This is a genomic window from Streptomyces sp. NPDC087859 (genome assembly GCF_044742595.1).
Taxonomy (GTDB): domain Bacteria; phylum Actinomycetota; class Actinomycetes; order Streptomycetales; family Streptomycetaceae; genus Streptomyces; species Streptomyces canus_F.
The window spans coordinates 223331-235726 of the sequence record NZ_JBIUUU010000008.1 but is presented as its reverse complement, the minus strand read 5'-3'; the positions used below and the strand labels follow the sequence as shown (position 1 = coordinate 235726).

Below are 12396 nucleotides of genomic sequence, written 5' to 3'. Positions count from 1 at the left end.
GGGCGCCCCAACTGTGAAGGCTCCGCGCGAAGAAATCTGACTGACTGTCAGAAAACTCTTGAAGAGCCCGGGCCGCTCCTGCAACCTGTTCTCGTTCTTTCAGAGGGGAGATGGGCGATGGGTGGCACGGAACACCTCACTGTGCAGCGCGAAGGCGCCACACTGGTGCTCACACTCAACAGGCCGGAGGCCAAGAACGCGCTCTCGCTGGCGATGCTCGTCGGCCTGTACGACGGCTGGGTCGAGGCCGACGCCGACGACTCGGTCCGCTCGATCGTGTTCACCGGCGCGGGCGGCTCGTTCTGCGCCGGCATGGACCTCAAGGCCCTGGCCGGCAAAGGCATGGAAGGAGAGCAGTACCGGGACCGGCTCAAGGCCGACCCCGACCTGCACTGGAAGGCGATGCTGCGCCACCATCGCCCCCGCAAGCCGGTGATCGCCGCGGTGGAGGGCCACTGCGTGGCCGGCGGCACCGAGATGCTCCAGGGCACCGACATCAGGGTCGCGGGCGAGTCGGCGACCTTCGGCCTGTTCGAGGTCAAGCGCGGCCTGTTCCCGATCGGCGGCTCCACGGTCCGCCTCCAGCGCCAGATCCCGCGCACCCACGCCCTGGAGATGCTGCTCACCGGCCGCCCCTACAGCGCCCGCGAGGCCCTGGACATCGGCCTGGTCGGACACGTGGTCCCTGACGGCACGGCACTGACCAAGGCCCTGGAGATCGCGGAACAGATCAATGCCTGCGGCCCGTTGGCGGTCGAGGCCGTCAAGGCCTCGGTGTACGAGACCGCCGAGATGACCGAGTCCGACGGCCTCGCCGCCGAACTCAAGCGCGGCTGGCCCGTCTTCGACACCGCCGACGCCAAGGAGGGGGCCCGCGCCTTCGCGGAGAAACGACCGCCCACCTACAAGCGAGCGTAGCGCTCGGCTGGGTGCGGCGGTTCGGACACCGCGGGCCGTCAGTGGCCGGCCGCGCAGTTCCTCGCGCCCCTTTCGGGCGCGAGCCACCCACCCCGCTCCGAAGGAGGCAACCCCGATGCCCGCAGTCCTCAAAGCACCACTCGTCGTCGAATTCCCCTTCACCCGCTCCCTCGGCCCCGTCCAGAGCGCGTTCCTCACCGGCCTGCGCGACCGCGTCGTCCTCGGTGTGAAGACCGGCGACGGCCGCACCCTCGTACCCCCCGTCGAGTACGACCCTGTCACCGCCGAGGAGATCCGCGACCTCGTCGAGGTCGCCCCCACCGGCACGGTCACCACCTGGGCCTGGAACCACGAACCCCGCCGCGGCCAGCCCCTCTCCTCGCCCTTCGCCTGGGTGATGGTCCGCCTCGACGGCGCCGACACCGCTCTCCTGCACGCCCTCGACGCGCCCGGCCCCGACGCCGTGCACACCGGCCTGCGCGTCCGCGTCCGCTGGGCCGAGGACCGCGTCGGCGCGATCACCGACATCGCCTGCTTCGAGCCGTACGACGGTGACCCGGCCGAACCGGCCGGCCACAGCGGCACGTTCGAGGACCCGGTCACCGGGATCGTCGCGGCCGCCCGCCTCGACTACACCTACTCGCCCGGACGCGCCCAGAGCGCCTACATCAACGCCCTCTCCGAACGGCGCAACGTCGGCGAACGCTGCCCGTCCTGCCGCAAGGTGTACGTGCCGCCGAGGGGCGCGTGCCCCACCTGCGGCGTCGCCACCTCGGAACAGGTGGAGGTGGGACCGGGCGGCACGGTCACCACGTTCTGCATCGTCAACATCAAGGCGAAGAACCTCGACATCGAAGTGCCCTACGTCTACGCCCACATCGCCCTCGACGGAGCCGGGCTCGCGCTGCACGGACGCATCGGCGGCATCCCGTACGACCAGGTGCGGATGGGCCTGCGCGTCGAACCGGTGTGGACGGAAGGGGGCCGCTTCCCCGACCACTACCGGCCCACGGGAGAACCCGACGCGGACTACGAGATGTACAAGGAGCTGCTGTGACCAGGGACATCGCCGTCGTCGCCTTCGCACAGTCCGACGTCCTGCGCACCACCGAGGAACAGTCCGAGGTGGAGATGCTCATGCCGGTCCTGCACGACGTCCTCGACCGGACCGGCCTGAAGACCGCGGACATCGACTTCACCTGCTCCGGCTCCAGCGACTACCTCGCAGGCCGCGCCTTCTCCTTCACCCTCGCCCTCGACGGCGTGGGCGCCTGGCCGCCGATCTCCGAGTCGCACGTCGAGATGGACGGCGCGTGGGCGCTGTACGAGGCCTGGACCAAACTGCTCACCGGGGACGCGGACACCGCGCTCGTCTACTCCTACGGCAAGTCCTCGCCCGGGTCGCTGCGCGATGTGCTGACCCGCCAGCTCGACCCGTACTACGTGGCCCCCCTGTGGCCCGACTCGGTCGCCCTCGCCGCCCTCCAGGCGCAGGCACTCATCGACGCGGGCGCCACCGACGAACCGGCGCTGGCCGCGATCGGTGCCCGCAGCCGTGCCGTCGACAACCCGCGCGCCCAACTCAAGGGACCCGTCCCGCAAGGGGAGTACGTCGTACGGCCGTTGCGCACCGGCGACTGCCCGCCGATCGGCGACGGAGCGGCCGCCGTGGTGCTCGCGGCAGGGGAGCGGGCCCGCGACCTGTGCACGCGCCCCGCCTGGATCCGCGGCATCGACCACCGCATCGAGGCACACGCCCTCGGCGTCCGCGACCTGACCGACTCGCCCTCCGCCCGCCTCGCCGCCCAGAAGGCGGGCGCCTTCGAACGACCCGTCGACACCGCCGAGTTGCACGCGCCGTTCAGCTCCCAGGAGATCGTGCTGCGCAAGGCGCTGCGGCTGGACGACGACGTCCGGGTCAATCCGTCCGGCGGGGCACTCGCCGCCAACCCGATGATGGCCGCCGGGCTGATCCGCATCGGTGAGGCCGCCGCCCGCATCCATCGAGGCGAGTCCGACCGGGCCCTCGCGCACGCCACCTCAGGGCCCTGTCTGCAACAGAACCTGGTCGCCGTACTGGAAGGGGATCCGCGATGAGCAAGGAGCCCGTGGCCGTCATAGGCGTCGGTCAGACCAAGCATGTCGCGGCCCGGCGGGACGTGTCGATCGCCGGGCTCGTACGGGAGGCGGCGCGACGGGCCCTCGACGACGCCGAGTTGGACTGGGCCGACATCGACGCCGTCGTCATCGGCAAGGCGCCCGACTTCTTCGAGGGCGTCATGATGCCGGAGCTGTATCTCGCGGACGCGCTCGGCGCGGTGGGCAAGCCGATGCTGCGGGTGCACACGGCGGGCTCGGTGGGCGGTTCGACGGCACTGGTCGCCGCCGGGCTCGTCGCGGCCCGCGTGCACGGCACCGTCCTGACGCTGGCCTTCGAGAAGCAGTCCGAGTCCAACGCCATGTGGGGCCTGTCCCTGCCGATCCCCTTCCAGCAGCCCCTGCTGGCCGGGGCGGGCGGCTTCTTCGCCCCGCACGTGCGCGCGTACATGCGGCGCAGCGGCGCGCCCGACACGGTCGGCTCGCTGGTGGCGTACAAGGACCGGCGCAACGCGCTCAAGAACCCGTACGCGCATCTCCACGAGCACGACATCACCCTGGAGAAGGTCCAGGCCTCGCCCATGCTCTGGGACCCGATCCGCTACTCCGAGACCTGCCCGTCCTCCGACGGGGCCTGCGCGATGGTGCTCTCCGACCGGGCGGGGGCGGCTCGCGCGCCGCGCCCGCCCGCGTGGATGCTCGGCGGCGCCATGCGCAGCGAGCCGACCCTCTTCGCGGGCAAGGACGCGGTCTCGCCGCAGGCCGGAAAGGACTGCGCGGCCGATGTGTACCGGCAGGCGGGCATCGCCGATCCGCGCCGGGACATCGACGCCGTGGAGATGTACGTGCCGTTCTCCTGGTACGAGCCCATGTGGCTGGAGAACCTCGGCTTCGCCGACGAGGGCGAGGGCTGGAAGCTCACCGAGGCAGGGGTGACGGAGCTGGACGGCGATCTGCCCGTCAACATGTCGGGCGGTGTCCTGTCCACCAACCCCATCGGCGCCTCCGGCATGATCCGCTTCGCGGAGGCGGCACTGCAGGTGCGCGGGCAGGCCGGGGAGCACCAGGTGGAAGGGGCCCGCCGGGTCCTCGGGCACGCCTACGGCGGCGGATCGCAGTTCTTCTCGATGTGGCTCGTGGGGTCCGAACCCCCTGATGCGTGAATTGCCTCCCGGAAGGTCACCGAAAGGTCCCCCTCACGTGGCCTGTCGGCACTCGGAGTCGATCGCTAGGCTGACCGCGGACGACGCAATCGGGAGGAGCACGGACGTGGCCGAGACCACCATCCAGCAACAGCCGCTCATGGGCTGGGACAAGCCCGAGCTGGACCTCACCAGCGCCGACTGGCACTCCAGCAGCCGTGGCCTGGGGGATGTCCAGATCGCCTTTGTCGAGGGTTTCATCGCGATGCGCAACAGCGGCCGCCCGGAGAGCCCTTCCCTGATCTTCACACCTGCCGAGTGGGGCGCGTTCGTGTCGGGCGCGCGGGAAGGGGAGTTCGACCTCACGTGAGGTGACGGGCCGATCCGGCGGTGTTTCACCTGTTTTTCCGGACACGCGACCTTGAGCAGCCTGCCGGGGCCGGCGTCTGAGCGACGCTGGCGCCGGGGGGAAGGTCGTACTCCGGAGGTGAGGAACCCATGAGCACCCTGCCGGTCATCGCGGCGGTCGACGGTTCGGACGGCAGCCTGCGCGCCCTGGACTGGGCCCTCGACGCCGCCCGCGGGCGCCGGGCCCCGTTGCGGGTGGTCCATGTGCGGCAGTACGCCGCGTGGGCCCGACCCGACGTCCTGGCCGCCGGGCCGCCGGAGTCGGACCGGGACTCGGTGCTGGACCTGGCGCGCACCCGGGTGGCGGAGATCGCCGACCCGCCGGCGACGGAATATCTCGCGCTGGAGGGCGCACCGCCCGCGCTGCTGCCCGAACTGGGCTCTACCGCACAGCTGTTGGTGCTCGGCTCGCGGGGGCGCGGTGGCTTCGCCGGCCTGCTACTCGGCTCCAACGGCATGGCCGCCGCGCGCGACGCGGAGTGCCCGGTGGTCGTGGTGCCGCGGCCGGGCCGTGATGGGGGCACCTCCCACGCCTTTCGGGCAGTGGGGGAGGACTCGCGGACGCCCGCCGAACCGGGCCCGCGCGTGGTCGTCGGCCTCCAGGCCGACAGTCCCGACGAGGCCACGCTCGCCTTCGCCTTCACCGAGACCGCCCTGCGGGGCGCCCGCCTCCAGGTCGTCACCGCCTACCAGTGGCCCCTCCAGACGTGGGCGATGCCGGGCGAGCTCGTCCCCGTGATGATCGACCAGGACGCCGTCGAGAGAGAGACCCGCACGCTGGCCGAGGGCTTCCTCGCGCCGCACCGCGAGCGGCATGCCGGGGTGCGGGTCGATCTCCGTGTGGCCCCGGGGGACGCGGCCGGGCAGCTCGTCGGGGCCTCCGAGGGTGCCGAGCTGGTCGTCGTCGGCCGGCACCGGCGTCGGCTGCTGGCGCCTGCCCGCATGATGGGCTCGGTGACGCAGGCGGTGCTGCTGCATGCGGCGAGCCCGGTGGCGGTGGTGCCGCCGGGATCCGGGAACGCCTAATGGGTGAGAATGCCGCCTATCATTAGGTCCATGCAGGACTCGACCGACAGGGACACCCGCCTCGCGCTCGACCTCGCCCTCACCATCCGCCATGACGGACACGGAGGCGTGGCCGATGACCTGGGCGAGCCCGCCGGGCTCACCGCATGGGTGCGGGCCCACCCCGACATGGTGCCGAACGTCGCCGCGTACGAGGCGGAAGACGCGGAGCTGACCGCCGTACGAGAGCTGCGTGCCGCCGTCCGGGCCCTGTTCGCCCGCGCGGTACGGCCCGGAGAGCCGAGCCCCGCCGATGCCGCGCGGCTGCTGCCCGTGCCGGAAGCCGTCGAACTGCTCAACGCGGCTGCTGCCCGCACCCCCACCGTCCCCGTCCTGCGATGGCCCGACGGCTCCGGACCCGCCGTGCGGCGCCGTGCGGCGCGGGGCGAGGGAGAACTGACGGCGGTCCTCGCACAGGCCGTGATCGGCTTCCTCGCGGGCCCGGACCGGGAACGGCTGCGCGCGTGCCATGCGCCGCGCTGCGTCCGGTACTTCATCAAGGAGCATCCGCGGCAGGAGTGGTGCAAGCCTTCCTGCGGGAACCGGGCCCGGGTGGCCCGGCATCATGAGCGGCACAAAGGGAGTGCCCAGCCGCGCACCATGGCGTTCGGACCGGCCAAGGTCGACGCGTTCGAGGCGACTTGAGCGGAGCCCGCCGACAGGGGCTCGCGGCGCCCGCCGGAAGCGTACGCTGAGGTGCCTGTAGGCCACGGCGCGCGCCCGCTCCCCGCGTGGGCGCACCACCGTGGCAGGGGGTGCACCATGGGTCGGCGCAGCACCAGGAGCAGCAGGACGCTTTTCGAGCGCGAGAGTGAACTCGCCGCCGTGGACGAGGCGTTGGGCGAGCTCACCGGTTTGCGTGCGGACGGGTCGGAGTCGGTCGGCCGCCCTCGCGGCGCGCTGCTCGCCTTCGCCGGAAGGGCGGGGATCGGCAAGACGACCCTGCTGGCCGAGGTCCGTCGGCGTGCCGCCGCGCGGGGCTGCACCGTGCTCTCCGCGCGCGGCGGGGACCAGGAGCAGCGCGTCGCCTTCCATGTGGCCCGGCAACTTCTGCAGCCCCAGTTCGCCGGAGCGGCGCAGACCGATCTCCGTGCCCGGCTGGGCAGTTGGTACGACATCGTCGGCCCGGCCCTCGGGCTGTGCGCGCCCACCGACGGCGCCCCGCCCGATCAGCAGGGCCTGCGGGACGGGCTGGACTGGGTGCTCACCCATCTCGCCGTGCAGCGCGCCCCGATGGTCCTGGTCCTCGACGACGCCCACTGGGCGGATCCTGAATCACTGCGCTGGCTGGCCGCTTTCGCACCGCGCGCCGAGGAACTCCCGCTGCTGCTCGTCGTCGGGTACCGGCCCGACGAACTCCCCGATCACGCCGAGTCGTTCCGGGGACTGCCCGGCCGGGCCGGTGGCCGGCCCATCGACCTGGAGCCGCTCAGCGCGGTCGCCGTCGCCGGTCTCGTCCGCGAAGCACTCGGCACCTACGCCGACGACGCGTTCTGCCGCGAGTGCTGGGCCGTCACCGCGGGCAACCCCTTCGAGACCGTCGAGCTCACGGCCAAGGTGCGCGACCGCGGCCTGACCCCCACCGAGGCCGGTGCCCACCTGCTGCGCGACCTCGCCGCCGCGGTCAAGGGCAGCGGACTGATCGCCCGGCTCGAACGGCTCGGCACCTCCACCGTCCGCTTCGCCTGGGCCTGTGCCGTCCTCGGCACCGAGATCCACCCCCAGCTGGCCGCCGCCGTCGCGGGGCTCGGCCAGGAGGAGGCCGCGGACGCCGCGGACGCCCTGCGCGGCGCCCGTGTCCTCACCGGTGCCGAGACCCTGGAGTTCGTCCACCCGCTCATCGCCACCGCCGTCTACCGGGCCATCCCCCAGGGGGTCCGCGTCGCCCTGCACGGCCAGGCCGCCTGGTGCGTCATCAACGACGGACAGGGTCCCTCGGCCGCCGCCCGCCACCTCCTGGAGACCCACCCCGACGGCGACGCCTGGGTCGTCCAGCAACTGCGCGCCGCCGCCGACGAGACGGTCCGCTCCGGAGCCCCCGACGCCGCCCGCAGCTACCTCGCCCGGGCCCTGCGCGAACCCCCGCTCTTCGAGGACCGGGCAGCCGTGCTGTACGAACTGGGCAGCGCGTCCCTGCTCACCGAACCGGCCACCACGGTGAACCACCTGCGCGCCGCGCTGGAGGAGCCCATCGCCGACCGCCAGTTGCGGCATCACATCGTCTACCGGCTGTCCCAGGTCCTGGCCCACAGCGACCGGCTCGCCGAGGCCTCCGACACCCTCGCCCGGGAGATCCGCGTCACCGAGGACGCGCGCGTCAAGCTGCGCATGGTCGCCGAGCAGTTCATGTGGGACGCCTTCCGTGCCGACGAGCCCGACCACCCCTCCCGCTCCCGCCGTCTCACCAAACTCGCCGACCGCCTCAAGGGCCGCGACCTCACCGAGCGGTACATCATCGGCCTGCGCGCCTGGGACGCGACGCTGCGCGGCGAACCCGCCCATGTGGTCCTCCACCACGCCGAACGCGCTCTCGCCGGCGGTCTCGGCTGGGCCGAGCCCGACCGCGGTTTCGAGGTGCCCGTGCTGGTGGCGATGGCTTTCATGTACGCGGACCGTCCCGGCCGTACGGAAGAGCTCTTCGCCGCCGGGATCGCCGACTTCGAACGGCAGGGCTGGCGCGGCGCCCACCTCTCCTTCGGCTACACGCTCCTCGCCTACCTCCGCTTCCGCCGCGGCCGGCTCGCCGAGGCCGAGGACTTCGTGCGCGCGGGACTGAGGCTGGCCGAACGCGTCGGGCCGGGCACACCCGCCCACTGGTACGCCGTCGGCATCCTCATCGAGGTGCTGCTGGCCCGCGGGCGCGTCACGGAGGCCGCGCAGACCGCCGAGGACTACTCCTTCAACGAACCCTTCCCGGCCGCCGTGGTCTTCCCCGACGTCCAGACCGTCTACGGCGAACTGCTGCTCGCCCGCGGCCTCACCAAGGACGCGGCCGCCGAGCTGGCGGCGGCCGGCCGCCGTCTCGACCCCCGTGGCATCCGCAACCCCGCCTGGTGCCCCTGGCAGCTCCACCTCGCCCGCGCCGAGAGCCACGACGCCCCCGAACGCGCGATCACCACCGCCCTCGAAGCGCTGAGCCGCGCCCGCCAGTTCGGCGCCCCCTCCGCCATAGGCCAGGCGCTGCGCACGGCCGCCGAGGTGTCCTCGGGCACGGTCCGGGTGAAGTACCTGGAGGAGTCGGTCGCCCACCTGGAGTGCTCCCCGGCCGCGTACGAGCTGGCATGCGCGCTGGTGGCGCTGGGGACGGAGCTACGGCGCACGGGGCGCTCCACGGAGGCGGCGGAGCACCTCTACCGGGGCCTGGACGCGGCGGTGCAGTGCGGAGCGGACGGCCTGGTGGAGGCGGCCCGCGACGAACTCGCGGCGGCGGGGTTGCGCCCGCGCCGCCTGCACAGCACGGACACGGACACGCTGACGACTCGCGAACGCGCGGCAGCCTCCCTGACGGCCGAGGGGCGCACCAAGCGTGAGATCGCCGACGAGCTGGGCATCGACGAGCCGGCGGTCACCCGCCTGCTCTCGGCGGTCTACCGAAAGATGGGCACCGACCACAGCGGACTGGCGGCGGCTCTCAGGCCGACGTAGTGCCCCACCCACCAGGGGGCGCGGAGCCGTGTCGAGGTGCGGCTCCGCCGCGTGGGCGCGACCAGCCCCCGCCCACCCGCACCCGTACATCGACCGAAGCACCCCAGGACCGCACGTGCCCATCGCCGAACGGCACCCCGTACCATTGGCGCATGTCGTTCCTCCGCCGCCGCAGCGCAACTCCCGCCGGCCCCGACTTCGACGTCCTGGCCATGGACCCGGGCGACTGGCCCGGCAATCTCGGCGCCGGTCTGCTGCCCGCCCCGGACGGCACCTGTCAGGGTGTCTTCCTGCGCTACGACCTGTTCGGCGGCCGCGGCCCCGCGATGATCATCGGTAACCTCCCCGAGGGCTCCCCGGCTCGGGAGCTCGCCGAGGGCGAGGTCCCCTTCGAGGTGGCCCAGCTGCTGATCGCGCTGGAGAACGAGGAGGAGGTGACCGTCGTGGGCGCCGAGGACGTGCCGGTGATGCAGGGCGACAACCTCCTGGTGGTGCGGCGCCTGAAGCTCTCCGAGGGCCGGATCTCCTGCGTGCAGTTCGACCGCAGCGACAATGTCCTGGTGACCATCGCCGCGTGGGACCGCCCGATCACCGACGATCTGTACGCCCTCCTGAAGCCGCTGCCGGCGGAGCTCTTCCAGCAGGGCTGACCCCGCCCCTCCCTGTTCGGCCTTCCGCACGTCTTGTCATGAGCCTTGTCGCCAAGTCATCGGACCTCTAGCGTCAAGGTCATGTCGTATGAGATCACTCGAAGAACGACGTTAAAGGCTGCGGCAAGCGGTGCCGGTGCGCTCGCGTTAGGGCCCGGTGTCAGCGAGGCGGCCGCCGATTCCTCCGATGTATCGGTGCAGCCCTTGGTGCTCTGGTACGCCGCCCCCGCCGCCGACTGGGAACGCGAAGCCCTCCCCATCGGCAACGGCGCACTCGGCGCCATGATCTTCGGGGCCCTCGCCTCCGAACGGCTCCAGTTCAACGAGAAGACCCTGTGGACCGGCGGCCCCGGTTCGGCCCAGGGCTACGACCACGGCAACTGGCGCGACGCCCGCCCCGGCGCCGTCACCGCCGTCCAGGACGAGCTCGACGCCCGGACCACCCTCGACCCCGACGCGGTCGCCGCCCGCCTCGGCCAGCGGCGCGTCGGCTACGGCGCCCACCAGACCTTCGGCGACCTCCACCTCGACCTCCCCGGCGCACCGGCCACCACCCCGGACGACTACCGCCGCGAGCTCGACCTCGACAAGGCCGTCGCGTCCGTCACATACACCCACCAAGGGGTGCGCCACCGGCGGGAGTTCTTCGCCTCCCACCCCGACGGCGCGATCGTGGGCCGACTGAGCGCCGACCGGCCCGGCAGCGTCACCTTCACCCTTCGGTACACCTCGCCGCGCGCCGACTTCACCACCACCGCGGCCGACGGAACCCTGACGGTGCGGGGCGCGCTCGCCGACAACGGTCTGCGCTTCGACGCGCAGATCCGGGTGCACAGCCAGGGCGGCACCCTCAGCTCCCGCACCGACGGCACCGTCACCGTGACCGGCGCCGACAGCGCCTGGTTCGTCCTGGCCGCGGGCACCGACTACGCCGACACCTACCCGGGCTACCGGGGCGCGGACCCGCACACCACCGTCACCCGGACCGTCGAGCGGGCGGGCGCCGACCACCAGGCGCTCCTGCGCCGCCATCTGCGCGACCACCGCGCCCTGTTCCGCCGGGTCGCCCTCGACATCGGCCAGGAACTGCCCGCGGACCTCCCCACGGACCGGCTGCTGTCCGCCTACACCGCCGGTCCGGCCGCGGCCGACCGCGCCCTGGAAGCCCTCTTCTTCCAGTACGGCCGCTACCTCCTCATCGCCTCCTCACGCCCCGGCTCCCTGCCCGCCAACCTCCAGGGCGTCTGGAACCAGAGCACCTCGCCCCCGTGGTCCGCCGACTACCACGTCAACATCAACCTCCAGATGAACTACTGGCTCGCCGAGGCCGCGAACCTCGCCGAGACGACGGAGCCCTACGACCGTTTCGTCGAGGCGCTGCGCGCTCCGGGACGCCGCAGCGCCCAGGAGATGTTCGGCTCGCGCGGCTGGGTCGTGCACAACGAGACCAATCCGTACGGCTTCACCGGTGTGCACGACTGGGCGACCGCGTTCTGGTTCCCCGAGGCGGCGGCCTGGCTCACCCAACAGCTGTACGAGCACTACCGGTTCGGCGGCTCCACGGCCTACCTCCGCACCACCGCCTACCCGGTGCTGAAGGAGGCCGCCGAGTTCTGGCTGGACAACCTGCGCACCGACCCGCGCGACGGCACCCTCGTCGTCACGCCCAGCTACTCGCCGGAGCACGGGGACTTCACGGCCGGTGCGGCCATGTCGCAGCAGATCGTCCACGACCTGTTCACCAACACCCTCGAAGCGGCTCGGATCCTCGGTGACTCACCCGGCTTCCGCCGCCGTCTGGAAGAGACGCTCGGGCGGCTCGACCCCGGCCTGCGCATCGGCTCCTGGGGGCAACTCCAGGAGTGGAAGACCGACCTGGACGATCCCACCGACGAACACCGGCATGTCTCCCACCTGTTCGCCCTCCACCCGGGACGCCAGATCGAGCCCGACAGCCGGTGGGCCGAGGCGGCCAGGGTCTCCCTCACCGCCCGGGGCGACGGCGGCACCGGCTGGTCCAAGGCGTGGAAGGTCAACTTCTGGGCCCGGCTGCGCGACGGCGACCACGCCCACCTCATGCTCGGCGAACAACTCAGACTCTCCACCCTGCCCAACCTCTGGGACACCCACCCGCCGTTCCAGATCGACGGCAACTTCGGTGCCACCTCGGGGATCGTGGAGATGCTCCTGCAGAGCCAGCACGACGCGATCGAGGTACTGCCCGCCCTGCCCGCCGCCTGGCCCGACGGCTCGGTCCGGGGACTGCGTGCCCGCGGCGGTGCCACCGTCGACATCGAGTGGGCCGGCGGCCGGGCGACCCGGATCGCGCTGACGGCGTCCCGGACACGTGAACTGACCGTACGCAGCGACCTGTTCAGCAGCGGGGAGCTGACCTTCAAGGCGGTCGCGGGCCGTCACTACACCTGGGAGGCCTGAACCTCGTGGACTCCGGAGGCCGCCGCCGACACCGT

10 protein-coding genes are annotated in these 12396 nt (G+C 72.5%); all 10 read left to right on the top strand.

The features are described from left to right. The first annotated feature begins 117 nt into the window (after positions 1-117). Positions 118-918 carry a crotonase/enoyl-CoA hydratase family protein gene (locus ACIOHP_RS21225; RefSeq protein WP_401889604.1) on the top strand — a complete coding sequence of 267 codons (801 nt, stop codon included), beginning with the start codon at positions 118-120 and terminating at the stop codon, positions 916-918. Between the two features lie 115 nt (positions 919-1033). Beyond that, positions 1034-1975 carry a Zn-ribbon domain-containing OB-fold protein gene (locus tag ACIOHP_RS21220; RefSeq protein ID WP_401889601.1) on the top strand — a complete coding sequence of 314 codons (942 nt, stop codon included), beginning with the start codon at positions 1034-1036 and terminating at the stop codon, positions 1973-1975. Next, positions 1972-3015 carry a thiolase domain-containing protein gene (locus tag ACIOHP_RS21215; RefSeq protein ID WP_401889599.1) on the top strand — a complete coding sequence of 348 codons (1044 nt, stop codon included), beginning with the start codon at positions 1972-1974 and terminating at the stop codon, positions 3013-3015. Before ACIOHP_RS21220 ends, ACIOHP_RS21215 begins: the two co-directional genes overlap by 4 nt. Beyond that, positions 3012-4178, top strand: a complete 1167-nt coding sequence (locus tag ACIOHP_RS21210) for a thiolase domain-containing protein (RefSeq protein WP_384167870.1) — start codon at positions 3012-3014, stop codon at positions 4176-4178. Before ACIOHP_RS21215 ends, ACIOHP_RS21210 begins: the two co-directional genes overlap by 4 nt. Positions 4179-4284: 106 nt before the next feature. Beyond that, on the top strand, positions 4285-4527 hold the full coding sequence (locus tag ACIOHP_RS21205; protein ID WP_307034554.1) for a DUF397 domain-containing protein: 243 nt from the start codon (positions 4285-4287) through the stop codon (positions 4525-4527). A gap of 128 nt (positions 4528-4655) precedes the next feature. After that, entirely contained in the window at positions 4656-5591 is a 936-nt protein-coding gene (locus tag ACIOHP_RS21200) for a universal stress protein (RefSeq protein WP_401889595.1), read from the top strand. A 30-nt stretch (positions 5592-5621) separates the two neighbouring features. After that, entirely contained in the window at positions 5622-6275 is a 654-nt protein-coding gene (locus ACIOHP_RS21195; RefSeq protein WP_401889593.1) for a CGNR zinc finger domain-containing protein, read from the top strand. A gap of 117 nt (positions 6276-6392) precedes the next feature. Then, positions 6393-9275, top strand: a complete 2883-nt coding sequence (locus ACIOHP_RS21190; protein ID WP_401889590.1) for an AAA family ATPase — start codon at positions 6393-6395, stop codon at positions 9273-9275. A 152-nt stretch (positions 9276-9427) separates the two neighbouring features. Further along, entirely contained in the window at positions 9428-9925 is a 498-nt protein-coding gene (locus ACIOHP_RS21185) for a hypothetical protein (RefSeq protein ID WP_327715231.1), read from the top strand. Between the two features lie 207 nt (positions 9926-10132). Continuing rightward, positions 10133-12361 (top strand): glycosyl hydrolase family 95 catalytic domain-containing protein, encoded by a 2229-nt coding sequence (locus ACIOHP_RS21180; RefSeq protein WP_401890053.1) that lies wholly within the window; start codon positions 10133-10135, stop codon positions 12359-12361. Positions 12362-12396: the final 35 nt, after the last annotated feature.

Excerpts from the sequence above, each read along its gene's own strand:
- ACIOHP_RS21185 (WP_327715231.1), top strand. The coding sequence starts at position 9,428 with ATGTCGTTCCTCCGCCGCCGCAGCGCAACTCCCGCCGGCCCCGACTTC.
- ACIOHP_RS21200 (WP_401889595.1), top strand. The coding sequence starts at position 4,656 with ATGAGCACCCTGCCGGTCATCGCGGCGGTCGACGGTTCGGACGGCAGC.
- ACIOHP_RS21225 (WP_401889604.1), top strand. The coding sequence starts at position 118 with ATGGGTGGCACGGAACACCTCACTGTGCAGCGCGAAGGCGCCACACTG.
- ACIOHP_RS21220 (WP_401889601.1), top strand. The coding sequence starts at position 1,034 with ATGCCCGCAGTCCTCAAAGCACCACTCGTCGTCGAATTCCCCTTCACC.
- ACIOHP_RS21210 (WP_384167870.1), top strand. The coding sequence starts at position 3,012 with ATGAGCAAGGAGCCCGTGGCCGTCATAGGCGTCGGTCAGACCAAGCAT.
- ACIOHP_RS21190 (WP_401889590.1), top strand. The coding sequence starts at position 6,393 with ATGGGTCGGCGCAGCACCAGGAGCAGCAGGACGCTTTTCGAGCGCGAG.
- ACIOHP_RS21195 (WP_401889593.1), top strand. The coding sequence starts at position 5,622 with ATGCAGGACTCGACCGACAGGGACACCCGCCTCGCGCTCGACCTCGCC.